The 20,383-nt window shown below is 68.7% G+C and carries 20 protein-coding genes; 19 read left to right on the top strand and 1 reads right to left on the bottom strand.

The window, feature by feature from the left end; all coding sequences use genetic code 11:
• Positions 1-77: 77 nt before the first annotated feature.
• On the bottom strand, positions 78-566 hold the full coding sequence (locus LDQ05_RS16035; RefSeq protein ID WP_226437955.1) for an inorganic diphosphatase: 489 nt from the start codon (positions 564-566) through the stop codon (positions 78-80).
• 178 nt (positions 567-744) lie between these two features.
• Here LDQ05_RS16035 and dacB point away from each other — a divergent pair, with 178 nt between their 5' ends.
• The 19 genes from dacB to LDQ05_RS15940 all read left to right on the top strand — a co-directional run bounded on the left by dacB (position 745) and on the right by LDQ05_RS15940 (position 20,295).
• Positions 745-2,151: a D-alanyl-D-alanine carboxypeptidase/D-alanyl-D-alanine endopeptidase gene (gene dacB / locus LDQ05_RS16030; protein ID WP_226437952.1), complete on the top strand. Its 1,407-nt coding sequence runs from the start codon at positions 745-747 to the stop codon at positions 2,149-2,151.
• Complete coding sequence (locus LDQ05_RS16025; RefSeq protein ID WP_372461135.1) at positions 2,148-3,179, top strand: Rv3626c family coenzyme F420 biosynthesis-associated protein; 1,032 nt, start codon at positions 2,148-2,150, stop codon at positions 3,177-3,179. The genes dacB and LDQ05_RS16025 overlap by 4 nt, the downstream gene beginning before the upstream one ends.
• Positions 3,155-4,225 carry a tRNA lysidine(34) synthetase TilS gene (gene tilS / locus LDQ05_RS16020; RefSeq protein ID WP_226437950.1) on the top strand — a complete coding sequence of 357 codons (1,071 nt, stop codon included), beginning with the start codon at positions 3,155-3,157 and terminating at the stop codon, positions 4,223-4,225. The genes LDQ05_RS16025 and tilS overlap by 25 nt, the downstream gene beginning before the upstream one ends.
• Positions 4,226-4,245: 20 nt before the next feature.
• Entirely contained in the window at positions 4,246-4,803 is a 558-nt protein-coding gene (hpt, locus tag LDQ05_RS16015; RefSeq protein WP_226437949.1) for a hypoxanthine phosphoribosyltransferase, read from the top strand.
• A 256-nt stretch (positions 4,804-5,059) separates the two neighbouring features.
• Positions 5,060-7,558 carry an ATP-dependent zinc metalloprotease FtsH gene (gene ftsH, locus LDQ05_RS16010; RefSeq protein WP_226437948.1) on the top strand — a complete coding sequence of 833 codons (2,499 nt, stop codon included), beginning with the start codon at positions 5,060-5,062 and terminating at the stop codon, positions 7,556-7,558.
• A gap of 53 nt (positions 7,559-7,611) precedes the next feature.
• On the top strand, positions 7,612-8,259 hold the full coding sequence (gene folE / locus LDQ05_RS16005) for a GTP cyclohydrolase I FolE (protein ID WP_372461134.1): 648 nt from the start codon (positions 7,612-7,614) through the stop codon (positions 8,257-8,259).
• Positions 8,260-8,291: 32 nt separating this feature from the next.
• Positions 8,292-9,113, top strand: a complete 822-nt coding sequence (gene folP / locus LDQ05_RS16000; protein WP_264185138.1) for a dihydropteroate synthase — start codon at positions 8,292-8,294, stop codon at positions 9,111-9,113.
• Between the two features lie 2 nt (positions 9,114-9,115).
• On the top strand, positions 9,116-9,496 hold the full coding sequence (gene folB, locus LDQ05_RS15995; RefSeq protein ID WP_226437953.1) for a dihydroneopterin aldolase: 381 nt from the start codon (positions 9,116-9,118) through the stop codon (positions 9,494-9,496).
• A complete protein-coding gene (gene folK / locus LDQ05_RS15990; RefSeq protein WP_226437946.1) occupies positions 9,493-10,068 on the top strand; it encodes a 2-amino-4-hydroxy-6-hydroxymethyldihydropteridine diphosphokinase in 576 nt (191 codons plus the stop codon). The genes folB and folK overlap by 4 nt, the downstream gene beginning before the upstream one ends.
• A 10-nt stretch (positions 10,069-10,078) precedes the next feature.
• Entirely contained in the window at positions 10,079-10,555 is a 477-nt protein-coding gene (locus tag LDQ05_RS15985; protein ID WP_226437945.1) for a DUF3180 domain-containing protein, read from the top strand.
• A gap of 122 nt (positions 10,556-10,677) precedes the next feature.
• Positions 10,678-11,439, top strand: coding sequence for a DUF6779 domain-containing protein (locus LDQ05_RS15980; protein WP_226437944.1), 762 nt, complete (start codon positions 10,678-10,680; stop codon positions 11,437-11,439).
• Positions 11,440-11,599: 160 nt separating this feature from the next.
• The gene (locus tag LDQ05_RS15975; RefSeq protein ID WP_226437943.1) at positions 11,600-12,535 is read left to right on the top strand and encodes a Rossmann-like and DUF2520 domain-containing protein; all 936 of its coding nucleotides are present in this window, start codon (positions 11,600-11,602) and stop codon (positions 12,533-12,535) included.
• On the top strand, positions 12,528-13,466 hold the full coding sequence (gene panC, locus LDQ05_RS15970) for a pantoate--beta-alanine ligase (protein ID WP_226437942.1): 939 nt from the start codon (positions 12,528-12,530) through the stop codon (positions 13,464-13,466). Before LDQ05_RS15975 ends, panC begins: the two co-directional genes overlap by 8 nt.
• 38 nt (positions 13,467-13,504) lie before the next feature.
• Positions 13,505-13,954 carry an aspartate 1-decarboxylase gene (gene panD, locus LDQ05_RS15965; RefSeq protein WP_226437941.1) on the top strand — a complete coding sequence of 150 codons (450 nt, stop codon included), beginning with the start codon at positions 13,505-13,507 and terminating at the stop codon, positions 13,952-13,954.
• Between the two features lie 2 nt (positions 13,955-13,956).
• On the top strand, positions 13,957-14,808 hold the full coding sequence (locus LDQ05_RS15960) for a type III pantothenate kinase (RefSeq protein ID WP_226437940.1): 852 nt from the start codon (positions 13,957-13,959) through the stop codon (positions 14,806-14,808).
• 92 nt (positions 14,809-14,900) lie between these two features.
• Positions 14,901-15,374 (top strand): rhodanese-like domain-containing protein, encoded by a 474-nt coding sequence (locus LDQ05_RS15955; RefSeq protein ID WP_226437939.1) that lies wholly within the window; start codon positions 14,901-14,903, stop codon positions 15,372-15,374.
• A gap of 65 nt (positions 15,375-15,439) precedes the next feature.
• Positions 15,440-16,951: a lysine--tRNA ligase gene (lysS, locus tag LDQ05_RS15950; protein WP_226437938.1), complete on the top strand. Its 1,512-nt coding sequence runs from the start codon at positions 15,440-15,442 to the stop codon at positions 16,949-16,951.
• A 103-nt stretch (positions 16,952-17,054) separates the two neighbouring features.
• Entirely contained in the window at positions 17,055-17,408 is a 354-nt protein-coding gene (locus LDQ05_RS15945; RefSeq protein ID WP_226437937.1) for a histone-like nucleoid-structuring protein Lsr2, read from the top strand.
• A 343-nt stretch (positions 17,409-17,751) separates the two neighbouring features.
• Complete coding sequence (locus LDQ05_RS15940) at positions 17,752-20,295, top strand: ATP-dependent Clp protease ATP-binding subunit (RefSeq protein WP_226437936.1); 2,544 nt, start codon at positions 17,752-17,754, stop codon at positions 20,293-20,295.
• Positions 20,296-20,383 lie beyond the last annotated feature (88 nt).

Genomic DNA, 20,383 nt, shown 5'->3' with positions numbered 1-20,383 from the left:
GATCCGATCGATCGGACGTACCCTTCGCTCAGGAAAACGGGGGAAACGGCAGGAAACGGCGGATGCCCCCCGCGGGGTCAGTGCCCGCTGTTCTTCAGACGCTCCACCGACGCGGTGTACTCGGCCTCTGCCTCGGCACGACCGGCCCAGTCCGCGGCCTCGACGTGCTTGCCGGGCTCGAGGTCCTTGTAGTGGACGAAGAAGTGCTTGATGGCGTCGAGTTCGAACTGCGGGACGTCGGTGATGTCCTGGATGTGATCCCACCGCGGGTCACCCGCCGGAACGGCCAGCACCTTGTCGTCGCCGCCGGCCTCGTCGACCATCTTGAACATGCCGACCGGGCGCGCCTCGACGATCACACCCGGGTACACCGACTCCGGCAGCAGAACCAGGCAGTCCAGCGGATCGCCGTCCTCACCGAGGGTGTTCTCGATGTAGCCGTAGTCGGCGGGGTAGCCGAACGACGTGTAGAGGTAGCGGTCCAGCTTGACCCGACCGGTTTCGTGATCCACCTCGTACTTGTTGCGCTGCCCCTTGGGGATCTCGATGGTGACCTCGAACTCCACGCGTTGCCTCACTCGATCGTTGTGTTTCGCTCTGCCGACGCGCCGTCGCCGGGACGGCCGCATCTGCGGCGATGGTCGGGTCAGAGGATAACGGTCTCGGCGCTACGCTGTAGGACGCAGGTACCGGACCACCGGGGCTCCCCGCCGGGGACGCGCGAGTGGCGGATGCAGCGGAGGCGTGTTGGCGGGGCAGGACAAGACCAAGAAGCAGGGCGCGCAGGTTGCGCGTCGACGCCGGAGTTTCCGGATCCTGCTCGCGATCTGGGGTGCCGGTCTGCTCGCGCTCGTCGTCGGCGGCGCCTTCGCGGTGTACGACGTGCGCACCACCGCGAGCGCGGCGGTCGTGCCGGAACCGGCACCGGTCGTCGCGGATCCTCGCGTCACCGCGGTCACCGGCGCCGAACCCGCCCCGACCCCGCAGGGACTGGCCGCTGCGCTCGGCGCGGCCCTCGCGAATCCCGCGCTGGGTGAGTTCTCCGGGTCGATCACCGACACGACGACCGGGACCGTCCTGTGGCAGCGCGACGCCGACCGTCCGATGGTGCCCGCATCGACGACGAAGGTGCTCACGGCGGCGGCCGCGGTGCTCGCACTGCCCGCCGACCACCGGGTCGACACACGCGTCGTCCAGGGGGCGCGTCCCGGCGAGGTGGTTCTGGTCGGCGGTGGCGATCCCACCGTGACCGCACTGCCCGTCGGCACCGACGGGTTCTATCCCGGCGCCCCGCACATCGACGATCTGGCCCGGCAGATCCGGGACGCGGGAGTGCCCGTCGACACCGTGCTCGTCGACGTGGGTGCATACAGCGGCGACACCCTCGCGCGGGGCTGGTTTCCCGAGGACGTCGCCGGTGGATACATCGCCCCGCTCGAACCCGTCATGCTCGACGGCGCGCGATCCGATCCCGCGGCGGCGGAACCCCCGCGCAGCGCCACTCCCGCACTCGACGCCGGGCGAGCCCTCGCCGTCGCGCTGGGGGCCGACCCCGCGACCGTCGCGCTCGGCTCCGCCGCAGCCGGGTCCGCACCGTTGGCGACGGTGCAGTCGGCGCCGCTGCGCGACCGACTCGGCCAGATGATCGTGCACTCCGACAATGTGCTCGCCGAGGCGGTGGGACGGGAGGTGGCGGCTGCAACCGGTCGGCCGGTCTCGTTCACCGGTGCCGTCGACGGTGTGCTGGCCACCCTCGCGGACGCCGGTTTCGACACGACGGGAGTCGTCCTCCACGACGTCAGCGGGCTGTCCGTCGACAATCGGATCCCGGCGAGGCTGCTCGACGCGATCGTCGCCGCCGCCGCCGACCCGGACCGCAGCGATCTGCGTCCGCTGCTCGACGACCTGCCCGTCGCCGGCGCGACCGGCACCCTCGCCGACCGCTACGGTGCCGTCAACCGGGCCGGTGCCGGCTGGGTGCGCGCCAAGACCGGCACGCTCGATCTCGTCAGCGGTCTGACCGGATACGTCGTCGACGTCGACGGTCGGGTCCTGTCGTTCGCCCTCGTCTCCAACGAACGTCCCCCGCACGAGGCGCGTCCGGCGCTCGACGCGGTCGCCTCCGTCCTCCGCGGGTGCGGATGCCGATGAGCGGGACCGAGCGGGGACTGTCCGACGCGATCGACTGGCATGTCGCGGCGGACGTCGGCGCCCGTCTGGCCCGGCCCGGCCCTGCGATGTCCGATTACACGCGCGCTACGGCCCTCGCCGAACTGGCGTCCGCCGCCGAACGCGCGGAGGCCCCGGTACGCGAGTTGACGGGCCTGGGCGACCCGGGACACGTGCCGCCGCCCGCGCAGGTCGTGGACCGGGCCGCGTGGGTCCGCGCTGCAGCCGCGTCCATGTCCGATCTGACCGGCTCCGACGACAGCGGGTCGTGGGCCGCGAAGCCCGCGGGTGTGCAGGCCGGCGCGATGCTCGCGTATCTGTCCTCCGCGGTCCTGGGCCAGTACGACCCCTTCTCGCGGACGCTGCTGTTGGTCGCACCGAACGTCGTCGCCGTCGAACGCGCACTGAAGGTACCCACCGCGGATTTCCGGTTGTGGGTGTGCCTGCACGAGGTGACGCACCGGGTGCAGTTCGATCGGGCCCCGTGGATGGCCGACATGATGCGCGAATCCGCTGCGACCCTCGCCGATGCCGTCGACGAGCCGTTCACGACCGTCGCCGGTCGCCTCGTGACCGCGGTGCGCGACCTGCGCGGCGAGGACGGACCGGTCGGTCGCCGAGGAGTGCTCGGATTCGTGCGGACCCTGCAGGCGCAGCCGCAGCGCGAGGCCCTCGACCGGATGCTCGCGCTCGGCACGTTGCTCGAGGGCCACGCCGATCACGTCATGGACGCAGTGGGACCGTCGGTGGTCCCGTCCGTGGCCCGTATCCGCCGGGCATTCGACAATCGACGTCGACGAAGCAGCAATCCGGTGCACCGGCTCATCCGCGTCCTGCTCGGGATGGACGCGAAGATGGCCCAGTACGTGCACGGCAAGAGGTTCGTCGACACCGTCGTCGGGAAGGTCGGGATGGAGCGCTTCAACACGGTGTGGAGCAGTGCGGAGATGCTGCCGACCCTCCCCGAGATCGACGACCCGGACCTGTGGATCGCCCGGGTTCCGGGCTGAGCGTGTCCGCGCAGCCCGCACCCCTGCCGCCGGAGACTCCCGCCGTCCACCGCGTGCGTGTCGCGGTGCGTTCCTGGGTGGCGGCGCACGGTGTACGGGAGGTGACCGTCGCGTTGTCCGGCGGCGCGGACTCGGCAGCGCTGACCGTCGCGGCGGTCGCGGAGGCCGATGCGGTACACGCCGTGATCGTCGATCACCGACTCCAGGACGGCTCGGGTGAGGTCGCGGCGCGTGCCGCGGAGTTCGCGAGGGACCGCGGTTGCGTGTCCGCGACCGTCGTGGCAGTCGACGTCACGGGTGGGGGCGGGCCGGAGGCCGCGGCCCGCACCGCCCGCTATCGCGCACTGGACGAGAACCGGGCCGGACGCCCGGTCCTGCTCGGCCACACCCTCGACGATCAGGCCGAGTCCGTGCTGCTCGGTCTGGGGCGCGGGTCGGGCCCCCGGTCGATCCGCGGGATGGCCGAGTTCGACGACCCGTGGGGACGGCCCCTGCTGGGTGTGCGCAGGACGCAGACGCGGCAGATGTGCGCGGACCTCGGCTACCGACCGTACGAGGATCCGCACAACGCGGACCCGCGATTCACCCGGGTGCGCCTGCGCGCGGAGGTGTTGCCACTGCTCGAGGACGTGCTCGGCGGTGGGGTCGCGGAATCCCTGGCCCGAACGGCGGTGCAGTTGCGGGAGGACGGAGACGTCCTCGATGCCGACGCCGCCGCATTGCTCGAGGAGGCGCTCGACGCGGCTGCCTCCGGCACCGACTCCCACGGCGCGGGACCGGACATCGCCGTGCTGTCGGCGGCGCCGCCCGCGGTGCGTCGACGCGCGGTGCGCGCGTGGCTGCTGACTCGCGGCGCCACGGCACTGACGGACCGTTCGCTCCGCGCCGTCGACGAGTTGCTCGTGCGGTGGCGCGGGCAGGGGCCGGTCGCCGTCGGTCGCGGTCCGGAAGCGGGGACCCGGTTGGTCGTGATCCGGCGGCGTGGCACGCTGAGTACGGAGTTCGTCGCCCGTGCCGCTCGGACGACCGAGGGCTCGGACGACTGAGGGAAGGTAGGGACAAGTCGGTGTACGAGAACGACATAGCGTCGGTGTTGATCTCCGAGGAGCAGATCAGGAAGCGCACCGCGGAACTCGCGGAATCGATCGCGGCGCGATACCCGGTGGGTGCACCCGAAGGTGATCTGCTGCTCATCGGTGTTCTCAAGGGCGCGATCTTCTTCATGACCGACTTCGCGCGGGCCATGCCGATCCCCACCCAGATGGAGTTCATGGCCGTCAGTTCGTACGGTTCGTCGACCTCGTCGTCCGGTGTGGTGCGCATCCTCAAGGACCTCGACAAGGACATCGCGGGACGCAATGTGCTGATCGTCGAGGACATCATCGACTCGGGTCTGACCCTGTCCTGGCTCATCCGCAACCTGTCCACGCGCAACCCCGCGTCGCTCGAGGTGGTCACGCTGCTCCGCAAGCCGGAGGCGGTCAAGATCGACGTCGAGGTCGCCGATGTGGGATTCGACATCCCGGACGAGTTCGTGGTCGGCTACGGTCTCGACTACGACGAGCGGTACCGCGATCTGCCGTACATCGGCACGCTCGATCCGAAGGTCTACAACGGCGGATAGGGACGTTCCGATCGGCGGCGTCGCGTCGAGATCCGGGCGTGCGGGAACCATCCGGCCGGTTCCGTGCGTTGTGTGTCCGGGGTGGTCCACCGCGTGGCAGCGACAGGTCGTCGCCACGCGGTAACCTTGCTGTGCCTGTTCGATCACCTCGCGTGGCGGGGCGACCGAACCACCGCGTCGCACGCTCACGCTGCGGTGGGACGACCACACCGACGACCGCACTATCGAAAGGACCGGCCCGCGAGGCCGAACCTGTATGAACCGCAAGACAGTGTTCCGTAATCTGGCGATTGTCCTCGGCATCCTGTTGGTCATCTACGCCTTCAGCTACTTCGGTGACGACACCCGCGGATTCACGAAGGTCGACACCTCCGTCGCGATCGCGCAACTCGATGCCGACAATGTCACCGAGGCGCGGATCGACGATCGCGAGCAGCAGGTGCGGTTGTGGCTCGACAGCGGCAACGACGACACCGGCGGCAGCACCGAGATCATCGCGAAGTACCCGGCGTCGGCGTCCGAGCAGATCTTCGACAAGGTCGCCGCGTCCGGCGCCCAGTCGTTCGACACGCAGGTCACGCAGGAGAGCTGGTTGTCGTCGATCCTGCTGTTCGTCCTGCCGATGATCATCCTGCTCGGTGTGTTCTTCTTCGTCATGAGCCGCATGCAAGGTGGTGGTCGCGGCGGCATGATGGGCTTCGGCAAGTCCAAGGCGAAGCAGCTGTCGAAGGACATGCCGAAGACGACGTTCGCCGATGTGGCCGGCGCGAACGAGGCCGTCGAAGAGCTCTACGAGATCAAGGACTTCCTGCAGAACCCGTCGCGATACCAGGCGTTGGGCGCGAAGATCCCCAAGGGTGTCCTGCTGTACGGCCCGCCGGGGACCGGCAAGACGTTGCTGGCGCGCGCCGTCGCAGGTGAGGCCGGGGTGCCGTTCTTCACCATCTCCGGATCGGATTTCGTCGAGATGTTCGTCGGTGTCGGTGCCTCCCGCGTGCGCGACCTGTTCGAGCAGGCCAAGCAGAACTCGCCGTGCATCATCTTCGTCGACGAGATCGACGCCGTCGGTCGTCAGCGCGGCGCCGGTCTCGGCGGTGGTCACGATGAGCGTGAGCAGACCCTGAACCAGTTGCTGGTGGAGATGGACGGCTTCGGCGACCGGCAGGGGATCATCCTGATCGCCGCCACGAACCGGCCCGACATCCTCGACCCGGCACTGCTGCGCCCCGGCCGTTTCGACCGGCAGATCCCGGTGAGCAATCCCGATCTGGCCGGTCGGCGCGCGATTCTCGCGGTGCACTCGAAGGGCAAGCCGATCGCGTCCGGCACCGACCTCGACGGTCTGGCCAAGCGCACCGTCGGCATGTCGGGCGCCGACCTCGCCAACGTCGTGAACGAGGCCGCGCTGCTCACGGCTCGCGAGAACGGCACGGTGATCACGGAGGCGATCCTCGAGGAGTCCGTCGACCGGGTCATCGGCGGTCCCCGCCGCAAGAGCCGCATCATCAGCGAACACGAGAAGAAGATCACCGCCTATCACGAGGGTGGTCACACCCTGGCGGCGTGGGCGATGCCCGACATCGAACCCGTCTACAAGGTCACCATCCTCGCTCGCGGTCGCACCGGTGGTCACGCGATGACAGTTCCCGAGGACGACAAGGGCCTGATGACGCGGTCCGAGATGATCGCGCGTCTGGTGATGGCGATGGGTGGTCGCGCCGCGGAGGAACTCGTCTTCCGCGAGCCGACGACCGGTGCCTCCTCCGACATCGATCAGGCGACGAAGATCGCCCGGGCGATGGTCACCGAGTACGGCATGAGTGCGCGGCTCGGTGCGGTGCGGTACGGCCAGGAACAGGGCGATCCGTTCCTCGGACGGTCGATGGGACAGGCATCCGACTACTCGCACGAGGTGGCCCGCGAGATCGACGAGGAGGTGCGCAACCTCATCGAGGCCGCCCACACCGAAGCGTGGTCGATCCTCAACGAGTACCGCGACGCGCTCGACGTGCTCGCCGGCGAACTCCTCGAACACGAGACCCTCACCCGCAAGGATCTCGAGCGGATCCTCGCGTCGGTGGAGAAGCGCCCGCGGATCACGACGTTCGATGATTTCGGTGAGCGCATTCCGTCCGACAAGCCGCCGATCAAGACTCCGGGTGAGCTCGCTGCCGAACGTGGGGAACCGTGGCCGCCCGAACCGGGTGCGCCGCAGCCGCCGCAACTGCAGAAGCAGCCCGCGCCGCCGCAGCCGACGGAACAGTTCGCGCCGCCGCAGCAGCCGGCCGTCCCGTACCCGGGTGCGCAGGCCCAGCCCGTGCCGACGACCCAGCAGTTCCCGCCCGCGGAGCACAGCGGTGGGCAACAGCAGGCAGGCGGACAGCCCGCCCAGTACGGGTACGGAGCGCCGGAGCAGCACGCTCCGAACGGTGCCGCGGCTCCGCAGCAGACACCGCAGCAGCAGCAGGCACCGGCCTCCGAGCCGTTCCCGGGATATCCCGCCCAGTACGGTGGCGGGCCGCGACACGCGACCCGACCCGATTACGGCGCTCCGGCCGGTTGGTCGGCACCCGGCTGGCCGCCGCGGGAGACCCAGGAGCAGGCGGGCGCACAGGGACAGAGCTTCCCCCGCGGCTACCCTGACTTGACCCCGCAGGGCGAATCCGCTTCCGGCGCCGACGACGCGCAGGACGACGGTCGCGCGAACCCGCAGCCGCCCACGCAGCCGTGGGAAGGCCCGACCGGCCAGCGCTGATCGTCGGCGGGTGTGTGCCGGTACCAGTTGAATCGAGAGTGGAGGACGGTCGGGTGTCGCTGAACCACCTGAACTCGGACACCGAGAACGTGTCGGAGGCCGAAAGCGAGCGGACGAGCCTGTCGACGGGTCGCCCGTTCGATCGGGCCCGCGCCGAGGCAGCGGTGCGTGAACTGCTCGTCGCGGTCGGTGAGGACCCGGACCGTGAAGGACTGCGCGACACCCCCGCCCGTGTCGCGCGCGCCTACCACGAGGTGTTCGCGGGTCTGTTCACCGATCCGGACGAAGTACTCAACACCACGTTCGACGAGGGGCACCAGGAGTTGGTCCTGGTGCGGGACATCCCCATGTACTCGACGTGCGAGCATCACCTCGTGTCCTTCCACGGTGTCGCCCACGTCGGTTACATCCCGGGGCCGACCGGTCGGGTGACGGGCCTGTCGAAGCTGGCTCGTCTCGTCGATCTGTATGCCAAGCGGCCGCAGGTCCAGGAACGGCTGACCAGCCAGATCGCCGACGCGCTGGTGCGCAAACTCGAGCCGCGAGGCGCCATCGTGGTGGTCGAGGCGGAGCATCTGTGCATGGCCATGCGCGGGATCCGTAAACCGGGCGCCAGCACCACCACGTCGGCGGTGCGCGGACTGTTCCAGACCAGTTCGGCTTCGCGCGCCGAAGCGCTGGACCTCATCCTGCGCCGGTGAGCGTGCTTCCCGATCTCCGACGGCCCGTGGTGATGGGCGTCCTCAACGTGACCAGCGACTCGTTCTCGGACGGCGGACGTTATCTCGACCGTGACGCGGCGATCGCGCGGGGATTCGAACTGCGGGATCTCGGTGTCGACGTCGTCGACGTGGGCGGAGAGTCGACCCGTCCCGGCGCGGCGCGCGTCGAACCGGACGTCGAGGCGGCCCGCGTCGTGCCGGTCGTCGCGGCGTTGTCGGCGGCGGGGATCCCCACCAGCGTCGACACGATGCGCGCGTCGGTCGCGGCCGCAGCCATCGACGCCGGGGTGGCGATCGTCAACGACGTGTCGGGTGGACGCGCGGATGCCGACATGGCGCCGGTCGTCGCGTCCGCCGGTGTTCCGTGGATCCTCATGCACTGGCGACCCACCGGCGGGTTCGTGCACGCGGGCGGCAGCACCCACTACGACGACGTGGTCGGTGAGGTTCGCGACGAACTGCTCACACAGGTCGACGTCGCGGTCGCCGCAGGTGTGGCGCGGGACAACATCATCCTCGATCCCGGACTGGGGTTCGTGAAGGAGCCCGACCACAACTGGGAATTGCTGCAGCGGCTTCCGGAGCTGACCGACCTGGGGTTCCCGGTGCTGATCGGCGCGTCCCGCAAACGCTTCCTCGGTTCGCTCCTCGCGGCACCCGACGGCACCCCGCGTCCGCCCGCCGGTCGCGAGGTCGCGACGGCGGTGGTGTCGGCGTTGGCGGCCGTGCACGGGGCCTGGGGTGTGCGTGTGCACGACGTGCAGGCGTCGCGTGATGCCCTGGCTGTGGCCGGGGCGTGGCGACACGGCAGTGCGGAAGGAGCGCGACGGTGAACGTGGGAACGCGGTCGGGTGACCGCATCGAACTGAGGGGTCTGCGCGTCCGCGGCAACCACGGGGTGTTCGACCACGAGAAGCGTGACGGGCAGGAGTTCCTCGTCGACATCGTCGTCTGGATCGATCTCGCTCCCGCCGGGGCGAGCGATGCGCTCGCCGACACGCTCGACTACGGGAGCCTCGCCGAACGTGCCGCGGCGGTCGTCGCGGGGCCGACCCGCGACCTCATCGAGACGGTCGCGGGGGAGATCGCCGACGGGGTGCTCACCGATCCGCGGGCGTCGCGGGTGGAGGTCACGGTGCACAAGCCGTCGGCGCCGATCCCGCTGACCTTCACCGACGTCGCGGTGGTTGTCGACCGTCGCAGGGACCGCGCATGAGCCGGGCCGTCCTGTCGATCGGATCGAACCTCGGCGACCGGATCGCCCACCTGCGGTCGGTCGTCGTCGCGCTCGGTCCGCGTGTGCGGGCGGTGTCGCCGGTGTACACGACGGCACCGTGGGGCGGTGTGGAGCAGGACGATTTCCTCAACGCCGTCGTGGTGGCGGAGGACGACGGGTTCGACGCGTACGACTGGCTCCGGGTGGGCCGCGAACTCGAATCGGCCGCGGACCGGGTCCGTGTGCAACGCTGGGGGCCGCGCAGCCTGGATGTCGACGTGATCGTGTGCGAGACTTCGGCGGGCAGCGTGGTCAGCGACGATCCCGAACTGGTGCTTCCGCATCCGCGTGCCCACGAGCGTGCGTTCGTGCTGGTGCCGTGGCTGGACGTGGACCCGGACGCGATGCTGACCGTCGCCGGTGTGTCCCGGCCGGTCGCGCAGTGGCTCGGGGATCTCGACGACGCCGAGCGCGACGGTGTGCGGCCCAGCGATCTCGATCCGACGGATACGGTGACCACCGGTGGGACGGCCGACGGGCCCGCCGATGGACCTGCCGGCGGATCGGCATAGGAGGCGACGGGTGCTCGAGACGACTCGGATCCGCGATCTGTTCGCCCTCGCGGTGCTCGCGGCTGTCGTCGCGTGGATTCTCGTGCGGTCGATGTACGGCACCTTGCCACCGATCCCGGTGTACGCCGGTGCGTCGCTGTACGTCGTCGCCGCGATCGAAGTCGTTCTCGCCTTCATGATCCGTTCGCGGGTGCGCAAACACCGGATCGGGGACGGCCGCGGGCAACTGCACCCGATCACCGCGGCCCGTGCGGTGGCGCTGGCGAAGGCGTCGGCGCTCGTCGGGGCGGCCAGCGCCGGCGTGTGGGTGGGCTTCCTGTTGTTCCTGGTCCCGCAGCGCGCGACGGTGCGCGCGGCATCGGAGGACGCGTCGGGGGTGCTCGTCGGCGCGATCGCCGGGGTGGTGCTGGTCGCGGCGGCACTGTGGCTCGAACACTGTTGTCGGACACCGGAGGACCCGGACGAGCCCTCGGAGCCTGCGACATGAATGCGTGGGCCTGCGACATGGGTGCCTCCGCGGCTGTGACCTGAGGGCACCGCGCCCGGCGTCGTTGTGGCGTGTGTGCCGGGCGCACCCGGCTCGCTCGTGGGACCAGTACGCTGGAAGACATGGTCTTTCCTGGGCGGGGCAGCAGGAATCGTCGGCAATGGCGTAGCGCCGGGTCGGTCGCGGTCGCCGGACTGCTCGCGTTGGCGATGGCTGCGTCGTTGCTACTCGTGCTCAGCGACAGTGTGCAGCTTCTCCGCGTCGCGGTCGTGGTGGCTCTGTGGGCCGCGACGGTCGGTGCGATCGCGATGACGAAGTACCGTCGGGAATCCGCACTGGACAAGGCGAAGGTCGACGATCTGAAGACCGTCTACGAGTTGCAACTCGAGCGTGAGATCGCCGCTCGCCGTGAGTACGAACTCACCGTCGAGGAGAAGGTGCGTTCGGAGCTGCGGATCGACGCCGACGAGATGGCCGCTCTGCGTACCGAATTGGCGGCGTTGCGCCGCAACCTGGAGGTGCTGTTCGACGGGAGGCTGCCGGAGGACGGTGTCGCGTTGCAGGCGACCGCGGAGCGGGTGAAGGAGCTCGCCGGACGACCTGTCGGAGCCGATGCGGGTGGCCCGGTGAAGGCGCCGAAGGTGACGGCGCCGCGACCGGCGGGGCCCGCGTTCGCGTCTCCGGACGACGAGCCGTTGACCGCGGAGACCACCGAGGTGTCGCCGCACGGTACGGCGAAGGACGAGGCGGCCACTGTCGGTGGCGGAGACGGCGAACCGGTCGGGCGACGATCGCGTCGCCGTCGCGCGGAGGGGGAGCCCGGTGGCGCGTCGCAGGGCCGTACGGTCGCGGAGATCATGGCGGCACTCTCCGCGGAGCGGTGAGTCGGTTCCGTCCGCGGAGCGGTGACGGGTAGGTCGTCCACGTCGGAGTGAGGCGCACATCACGCCGTCCCGGCATGGTCCGGTGCGCGCACCGCGCGCTATTGTCGGGCGATACGTCCGGTACCCGCCATGCGGGACTGGAACGAACGAGAGGACTCCCGTGAACGACTTCGGGATCATCAACGCGCCTGCACCCGCTCGCCTGTCCGTCGGCATCGTCTCGGCGGGCCGCGTCGGCACGGCGCTCGGAGTGGCGCTCGAGCGTGTCGGCCATGTCGTCGGGTCCTGTGCGGCGGTGTCCGATGCGTCGAAGGCGCGCGCCCGCACCCGGCTGCCCGACTCTCGTGTTCTTCCTGTCGACGAGGTTGCCGCCCACTGTGACCTGCTGATTCTCGCGGTCCCCGACACCGAGTTGGACGGTCTCGTCCGCGGCCTCGCCGCGACCGGAACGGTCCGGCCGGGGACGATCGTCGTGCACACCTCCGGTGCGCACGGCGTCGGTGTGCTCGCTCCGCTGACGGAGCACGGTGTGACCCCGCTGGCGATCCACCCCGCGATGACGTTCACCGGCCACGACGAGGACACCGTGCATCTCGGTTCGGCGTGTTTCGGGATCACGGCCGCCGACGAGATCGGCTACGCCATCGCTCAGTCGCTGGTGTTGGAGATCGGCGGCGAACCGGTCCGGGTGACCGAGGAGATGCGCCCGCTGTATCACGCGGCGCTCGCACACGGCAGCAATCACCTGATCACGTTGGTGTCCGATGCGGTGGAGGTGCTGCGGGTCGCGCTCGGCGGGCAGGAACTGCTCGGGCAGCAGTTGGTCGACACCGAGCCCGGTGGCGTGGCGGAGCGGGTGATCCGCCCGCTGCTGACGGCGGCGCTCGACAACGTGCTGCGGCGTGGCCCGGCGGCGTTGACCGGACCGGTCGCGCGTGGCGACGCGTCCGCGGTCGCCACGCACCTTCGGGTGCTCGAGGACGTGGATCCGCGGATCGCCGCGGGTTACCGCGCGTTGTCGTTGCGTTCGGCGGAACGGGCGGGTGCGAATCCGCAACTGATGGAGATTCTCGAAGGGACTGGTCACGGTGAGTGAGACTCGGCAGGGCGGGTATGTGCGCGGTGAGCTGACCGTGCACCACGATCCCGCGTCCCTGACCAAGGTCACCAAGGCGTTGCGGGGGGTGGGCCGCACGGTCGCGCTCGTTCCGACCATGGGTGCGTTGCATTCGGGTCACCTCGAACTGGTCCGGCAGGCGAAGCTCACCGGCGCCGTCGTGGTGGTGTCGATCTTCGTCAATCCGCTGCAGTTCGGTGCGGGCGAGGACCTCGACGCGTACCCGCGCACCCTCGACGCAGATCTCGCACTGCTGAGTGAGGCCGGGGTGGAGTTGGTGTTCGCTCCGTCGGTCGCGGCGATGTACCCGAACGGGCAGCGCACGATGATCCATCCGGGTCCGCTCGGCGCCGATCTCGAAGGTGGATCACGCCCCACCCACTTCGCGGGCATGCTCACGGTCGTCGCGAAACTCCTGCAGATCGCGGCCCCGAACGCCGCGTTCTTCGGTGAGAAGGACTACCAGCAGCTCGCGTTGATCCGTCAGATGGTCACCGATCTGAACTTCGACGTCCGGATCGTCGGGGTGCCGACGGTCCGCGAATCCGACGGGCTGGCGCTGTCCTCGCGCAACCGCTATCTCGACCCCGAGCAGCGTGAGATCGCGACGGTGCTGTCGGCGGCGCTCGTCGCGGGGGCACATGCCGCGGCCGGCGGCGCCGACGCGATCCTGTCGGCCGCCCGCGACGTCCTCGCGTCGGCTCCCTCGATCGAACTCGACTACCTGGAGGTGCGCGGCCCGGATCTCGGGCCGGCGCCGGAGCGGGGGGACGGCCGGTTGCTGGTCGCGGCGCGGGTGGGCACCACCCGGCTCATCGACAACGTGGGTGTCGCGATCGGAACGGGTTTCCTCGAACGGGCGACCGGTCCGGTCGACCCGGACGCCGAAGACGATCTGCTGACGCGCTGACAGTATTCCCGACGGAGAAAGAGAAACCGAGGCAGAACATGTTCCGCACCATGATGAAGTCCAAGATCCATCGCGCCACCGTGACGCACGCCGATCTGCACTACGTCGGTTCGGTCACGGTCGACCAGGACCTGATGGACGCGGCGGATCTGCTCGAGGGCGAGCAGGTGTGCATCGTCGACATCGACAACGGCAACCGCCTCGAGACGTACGTGATCGCCGGGGAACGGGGTTCGGGTGTCATCGGCATCAACGGTGCTGCGGCTCGTCTCGTGAGCCCCGGTGACCTCGTCATCCTCATCGCGTACGGAGTGATGAACGAGCAGGAGTGCAAGGATTATGCGCCGCGCGTCGTGTTCGTCGACGCGGACAACCGTCAGGTCGAGCTCGGCACCGATCCCGCGCACGCACCCGACGGGTCGGGCCTGATCACGCCGCGGATGCTTGCGACGCTGAACGCCGACGCCGACTCCGCGTCATTGGTGTAGCGGTGCTCCTCGCCGTCGACGTCCGCAACTCCCACATCGTCCTCGGTCTGTTCACGGGTAGCGGCTCCCACGCCTCGCTGATGCGCGACTGGCGGATCCGCACGGACCCGCGGATGACCGCCGACGAACTCGCGTTCGCGTTCCGCGGTCTGCTCGGGGAACACGTGGAGCAGATCACCGGTGTCGCCGCGTTGTCCACCGTGCCGTCGGTGCTGCGGGAGATCCGCGTGATGCTGGGTCGGTACTGGGATCGGGTGCCGCACGTCGTCGTCGAACCCGGGGTGCGGACCGGTGTGCCGTTGCTCGTCGACAATCCGAAGGAGGTCGGGGCCGACCGGATCGTCAACAGTCTGGCCGCGCACCACTTCTACGGTGGCCCCTGCATCGTCGTGGATTTCGGGACGTCCACGTGCGTAGACGTGGTCTCGGTGAAGGGGGAGTTCCTCGGCGGGGCCATCGCGCCGGGCGTCGAGATCTCGGTGGATGCGCTCGCGTCGCGGTCCGCGGCGCTGCGGAAGGTGGAACTGACCCGACCGCGGAGTGTCGTCGGCAAGAACACCGTCGAGTGCATGCAGTCGGGGGCCGTCTTCGGGTTCGCCGGGATGGTCGACGGCCTGGTCGAGCGTGTGTGTGCCGAGGTGCCCGGGTTCGACGGTGACGATGTGGCCGTCATCGCGACAGGCGACAGCGCACCGTTGATCCTGCGTGAGTCGCGGTCCATCGAGCACCACGAACCGGATCTGACGCTCGAAGGTCTGCGACTGGTGTACGAACGGAATCTGGCGCGCCGCGGAGCGCGTGGTGCCGCTCACCGTGACGACGTCGAGGGTTCCGCCCGGCGCGATCCTGTGTAAGAATGCTTTCCGTGATCCGCTGCATGAGCATCCAGGAGTGTTGTCGAGGCTGACGTCCGCCTCCACCATCGACACCTTCCTGGAGTTCTCTCATGCGCGCTGCGCTTGCTTCCGTCACCGTTGCTCCCGCCGTTTCGTCCGCCACGCCCGCGGGCGCCCCGGTACCGCTGTTCCCGCTCGCCGTCGAGCGCACCTACCCCAGCGAACTGGCCGCTGCTGTCATGCGCGGAGCCGTCGTCGTCGACATCCGCAGCAACGATCAGCGGGGGGCGCAGGGCACGCTGCCCGGCGCGCTCGCCATCGCCCCCGACCTCGTCGCCACCCGCCTGGACCCCGCGAACCCCGGCCGTCTCGCAGCCGCCGTCGACCACGACGTCGAATGGGTGCTGGTGTCGGCGGACGGTGCCGAGTCGCACCGTGTCGTCGCCGCGCTGCAGAAGCGGGGCCTGCGCCGCGTCACGCACCTCGCCGGGGGTTTCGACGCGATCAAGGCCGCGAACCTGTCGGGATCCGTCGCCGCGGCCCGGCACGTCGCCGCCGACGTGGCCCGCGTCACCGCGCACTGACCGTGGCGCCGCAACCCGGCGGCTGACACCCGTCGTCGCAGAACCTTCCGATAGTCTGGTTATCCGTGAGTGATGCCAGCGTTCAGCAGCCCGACGACACCCCCGAACAGATCCGGGTCCGCCGCGAGAAGCGCGAACGACTCCTGGCAGCCGGCAAGGACGCCTACCCGGTCGTCGTGCCCCGCACGCACACGCTCGCCGAGATCCGCGAGAAGTACCCGGAGCTCGAAGCCGACACCGCCACCGGCGACGTCGTGGGTGTCGCGGGTCGTGTCATCTTCCTCCGCAACACCGGCAAACTGTGCTTCGCGACGCTCCAGGACGGCGACGGTACCCAACTGCAGGTGATGGTCAGCCTCGCCGGTGTCGGTGAGGACGCCCTCGCGAACTGGAAGGCGGACGTCGACCTCGGTGATCTCGTGTTCGCGCACGGTGAGGTCATCAGCTCCCGCCGCGGCGAACTCAGCGTCATGGCGGACTCGTGGGCCATGGCGTCGAAGGCGCTGCGCCCGCTCCCGGTCGCGCACAAGGAGATGAACGAGGAGACCCGGGTCCGGCAGCGGTACGTCGATCTGATCGTCCGCCCGGAAGCGCGTCGGAACGCCCGGTTGCGGGTGGCGGTCGTACGTGAACTGCGCAATGCGCTCGAACGGCGAGGGTTCCTCGAGGTAGAGACCCCGATGCTGCAGACCCTGCACGGTGGAGCGGCGGCCCGCCCGTTCGTCACACATTCGAACGCGCTCGACATGGATCTGTTTCTGCGCATCGCCCCGGAGCTGTTCCTGAAACGATGCGTCGTCGGGGGAATCGACAAGGTCTTCGAGATCAACCGCAATTTCCGCAACGAGGGCGCCGACTCGACGCATTCCCCGGAATTCGCGATGCTCGAGACATACGAGGCGTACGGCACGTACGACGATTCGGCGCGGATGATCCGCGAGATCATTCAGGAGATCGCCCTCGCGGTCTTCGGCAGCCACGTCGTCACCCTCGCCGACGGCAGCGAATACGACTTCGGTGGGGAATGGAAGACCCTCGAAATGTATCCGTCCCTCTCGGAAGCGATCGGAACCGAGGTCACGCCGGATACGACCGTCGAGGAACTCACTGCGCTCGCAGGCCGGGTCGGACTCGTCGTTCCCGAAGGAAAGGGATGGGGACACGGAAAGCTCGTCGAGGAACTCTGGGAGCACATGTGCGGCGACCAGTTGAACGAGCCGACGTTCGTTCGTGATTTCCCCGTCGAGACCTCCCCTCTGACCCGCGATCATCGGTCGGTCCACGGCGTCACCGAAAAATGGGATCTGTATGTGCGCGGGTTCGAACTCGCCACCGGATACTCGGAACTCGTCGATCCCGTGATCCAGCGCGAGCGTTTCGTCGACCAGGCGCGCCTGGCGTCCGCCGGTGACGACGAAGCAATGGTCCTCGACGAAGATTTCCTCGCCGCGATGGAACAGGGCATGCCCCCGACGACGGGCACCGGGATGGGAATCGACCGGCTGCTCATGGCATTGACCGGACTCGGAATCCGTGAAACGATCCTCTTCCCGATTGTGAAGCCGACGGCACGATAATTCTCCGGGAATCCGTCTCTCATTGCCGCGCGCCAATTGCGGGGTATCGTGGTCACGTCCGCGGGGGGAAGCGCATTTCTTCATTCGAGAGGAATCCCATCACATGGCGAAGAAGGTCACCGTCACGCTCATCGATGACGTGGATCAGGAATCGGCTGCCGACGAATCGGTCGAGTTCGGGCTCGACGGAGTGACCTACGAGATCGACCTGTCCGAGGAGAATGCTTCGGCTCTTCGCGAACAGCTCGAGTACTGGATCCAGCACGCACGCAAAGTCGGGGGTCGCAAGCGCGTGAAGTCGGCGCCCGCCGCGCCCGCCGCACGCAAGGTGGCCCGCGCGTCGGATCGTGAACAGACCGCCGCGATTCGTGAGTGGGCACGCGAGAACGACTACGCGGTGTCGGCTCGCGGCCGGATCTCCGCCGAGATCATCGAGGCATACAACAACGCGCACTGAGCGTCGCTGCGTCGACTCCGCAGCAGATCCGCGTACCTGCGCGCCGTGTCCGGCCCCGATCGTCGGGCCGGGACACGGCGCGCGTTGTGTTCGCTGCTGGCGTACAGGTTGCGGAAACGTATGCGCCACGTGCAGCGTTACCTTCAGTGACCGGGAATTCCGCCGCCCATTTCGGGGGTAGAGGGGGAGCGGGTCGTTTTCGCGGCCACTAGAGTGTCGAGTGGAAGCGTGGAACCTCCACAGGGTTCCTGTGAACGACTCGAGTGCCGGAGCGAATAGCGGCTGCCGGGGTCCGGGACACCACCCGTATCGGATCCGTCGGCCGAGAGTGTGAGGGAGTGCGATGTTCGAAAGGTTCACCGATCGCGCGCGGCGCGTCGTTGTCCTGGCCCAGGAAGAGGCCAGGATGCTCAACCACAACTACATCGGCACGGAGCACATCCTCCTGGGTCTCATCCACGAGGGTGAGGGCGTGGCGGCCAAGTCGCTCGAGTCGTTGGGGATCTCCCTGGAGGGTGTCCGCAGCCAGGTCGAGGAGATCATCGGTCAGGGGCAGCAGGCCCCGTCCGGTCACATCCCGTTCACGCCCCGTGCCAAGAAGGTCCTCGAGCTGAGCCTGCGCGAGGCGCTGCAGCTCGGACACAACTACATCGGCACCGAGCACATCCTGCTGGGCCTCATCCGTGAGGGTGAGGGTGTCGCAGCGCAGGTGCTCATCAAGCTCGGCGCCGACCTCAACCGGGTCCGGCAGCAGGTCATCCAGCTGCTGTCCGGTTATCAGGGGAAGGAACCTGCGGAATCCGGCCCGAGCCGCAGCGAAGCCGGCACCCCCTCCACCTCGCTGGTCCTCGACCAGTTCGGACGCAACCTCACCCAGGCGGCCCTCGAAGGCAAGCTCGACCCGGTGATCGGTCGTGCCAAGGAGATCGAGCGGGTCATGCAGGTGCTGTCGCGTCGCACCAAGAACAACCCCGTGCTGATCGGCGAACCCGGTGTCGGTAAGACCGCCGTCGTCGAAGGTCTGGCGCAGGCCATCGTCAACGGTGAGGTGCCCGAGACCCTCAAGGACAAGCAGCTCTACACCCTCGATCTCGGTTCGCTGGTCGCGGGTAGCCGCTACCGCGGTGACTTCGAGGAGCGCCTGCGCAAGGTCCTCAAGGAGATCAACACCCGCGGCGACATCATCCTGTTCATCGACGAGCTGCACACGCTCGTCGGTGCGGGCGCGGCGGAGGGTGCCATCGATGCGGCGTCGATCCTGAAGCCGAAGCTGGCACGCGGCGAACTGCAGACCATCGGCGCGACCACCCTCGACGAGTACCGCAAGTACATCGAGAAGGACGCCGCCCTCGAACGCCGGTTCCAGCCGGTGCAGGTGGGTGAGCCGACGGTCGAGCACACCATCGAGATCCTCAAGGGCCTGCGCGACCGCTACGAGGCGCACCACCGAGTGTCCATCTCCGACAAGGCGCTGGTCTCCGCGGCGACCCTCGCCGACCGCTACATCAACGACCGGTTCCTGCCCGACAAGGCGATCGACCTCATCGACGAGGCCGGTGCGCGCATGCGTATCCGCCGGATGACCGCGCCGCCGGACCTCCGCGAGTTCGACGACAAGATCGCCGATGCCCGCCGTGAGAAGGAATCGGCGATCGACGCGCAGGACTTCGAGAAGGCCGCGAGCCTGCGCGACAAGGAGAAGCAGCTCGTCGCCCAGCGCGCCGAGCGGGAGAAGCAGTGGCGTGCCGGCGACCTCGACGTCGTCGCCGAGGTCGACGAGGAGCAGATCGCCGAGGTCCTCGCGAACTGGACCGGGATCCCGGTGTTCAAGCTCACCGAGGAGGAGACCACGCGTCTGCTTCGCATGGAGGACGAGCTGCACAAGCGGATCATCGGTCAGGAGGACGCCGTCAAGGCGGTCTCGAAGGCGATCCGCCGTACCCGTGCCGGACTGAAGGACCCGAAGCGTCCGTCCGGGTCGTTCATCTTCGCGGGTCCGTCCGGTGTCGGCAAGACCGAGCTGTCGAAGGCCCTCGCGAACTTCCTGTTCGGCGAGGACGACGCACTCATCCAGATCGACATGGGCGAGTTCCACGACCGCTTCACCGCGTCGCGTCTGTTCGGTGCCCCTCCCGGCTACGTCGGCTACGAGGAAGGCGGCCAGCTCACCGAGAAGGTGCGTCGCAAGCCGTTCTCCGTCGTGCTCTTCGACGAGATCGAGAAGGCGCACCAGGAGATCTACAACACGCTCCTGCAGGTCCTCGAGGACGGCCGTCTCACCGACGGTCAGGGCCGCACCGTCGACTTCAAGAACACGGTGCTGATCTTCACCTCGAACCTCGGTACGTCCGACATCTCGAAGGCCGTGGGTCTCGGTTTCACCGCCGGCAAGGGCGACGAGTCGAACTACGAGCGGATGAAGAACAAGGTCCACGACGAGCTGAAGAAGCACTTCCGGCCCGAGTTCCTCAACCGTATCGACGACATCATCGTCTTCCACCAGCTGACGCAGGATCAGATCATCGAGATGGTCGACCTGATGATCGGCCGTGTCGAGACGCAGCTGAAGAACAAGGACATGGGTATCGAGCTCACCGACCGGGCGAAGTCGCTGCTCGCCAAGCGCGGATTCGATCCGGTGCTCGGTGCGCGTCCGCTGCGTCGCACGATCCAGCGTGAGATCGAGGACCAGCTCTCCGAGAAGATCCTGTTCGGTGAGATCGGCTCCGGTCAGATCGTGCTCGTCGACGTCGAGGGCTGGGACGGTGAAGGCGCGGGCGAGAACGCGAAGTTCACGTTCACCCCGAGCGAGAAGCCCGCGGAGGTGCCCGACACGCCCGCGGTGGCGCTGGCCAAGTCCGGTGAGGGCGAAGCCGAAGCCCAGTAGGTCCCGAAGCCCAGTAGGTCCCGAAGCCCGGTAGAACACGCGAGAGGGGCGGCACTCCACACCCGGGGATCGGGAAAGCGTCGTGTAG

The sequence above is a fragment of the Rhodococcus yananensis genome (assembly GCF_020515525.1).
Taxonomy (GTDB): Bacteria; Actinomycetota; Actinomycetes; order Mycobacteriales; family Mycobacteriaceae; genus Rhodococcus; species Rhodococcus yananensis.
This window is presented reverse-complemented; position numbering and strand designations above follow the sequence as displayed.